This window comes from Polynucleobacter sp. 35-46-11 (assembly GCF_002281105.1).
On record NZ_NCFJ01000759.1, the window covers coordinates 1 to 1,008 of the forward strand.

Genomic DNA, 1,008 nt, shown 5'->3' on the forward strand with positions numbered 1-1,008 from the left:
AACAGGTAAGGCCAACCAACTTGCGAGGGCTGCATCTATTCAGGTTGCCCATAACCCTGGCACTTCCTATAACCCTATGTTTTTATATGGCGGGGTTGGTTTGGGTAAAACACATCTAATTCATGCTATTGGGAATCACCTACTAAAAGAGAAGCCGAATGCTCGAATTCGATACATTCACGCCGAACAGTATGTTTCTGATGTTGTTAGGGCTTATCAACAAAAAGCTTTTGATCGCTTCAAGCGCTATTACCACTCCCTTGACCTCCTTTTAATTGACGATATTCAATTTTTTAGTGGCAAGTCTAGGACGCAAGAGGAATTTTTCTACGCTTTTGAGGCGCTCTTGAGCAATAAGGCTCAAGTCATCATCACCAGCGACACTTACCCAAAAGAAATGGCGGGAATAGATGATCGACTAATTTCCCGTTTTGACTCGGGACTTACGGTTGCAATTGAGCCGCCAGAACTAGAGATGCGAGTCGCTATTCTGATGAAAAAAGCTCAAAGTGAGGGCATCCCCATGAGTGAGGATGTGGCTTTTTTTGTAGCAAAGCACCTTAGATCCAATGTGCGTGAGCTTGAAGGGGCGCTAAGGAAAATCTTGGCATTTGTTCGCTTCCACGGCAAAGAGGTGACGATTGATGTGGCCCGGGTGGCTCTAAAAGATTTGCTCTCCATTCAAAATCGACAAATTTCTGTTGAAAACATCCAAAAAGCGGTAGCAGACTTTTACAGCATTAAGGTGGCCGATATGTACTCGAAAAAGCGTCCAGCAAATATTGCCCGACCCCGGCAAATTGCGATGTTTATGGCCAAAGAATTGACCCAAAAGAGTCTGCCGGAGATTGGTGAGTTGTTTGGTGGAAGAGACCACACAACCGTTCTACACGCAGTCCGGAAGATTAGCGCAGAAAGATCACATGATGGGCAACGCAATCACGAAATCCACGTTATTGAGCAAACCCTGAAGTCCTAGTTTTTTAACTTGTGGATAAGTCTGTGGAC

General features: G+C 44.9%; 1 protein-coding gene. It reads left to right on the plus strand.

Annotated features, from left to right (window positions below):
- Positions 1-979, plus strand: a 979-nt coding sequence (gene dnaA, locus B7Y67_RS19370; protein ID WP_293600028.1) for a chromosomal replication initiator protein DnaA, incomplete at its 5' end; no start/stop codon positions are given.
- Between the last annotated feature and the right edge of the window lie 29 nt (positions 980-1,008).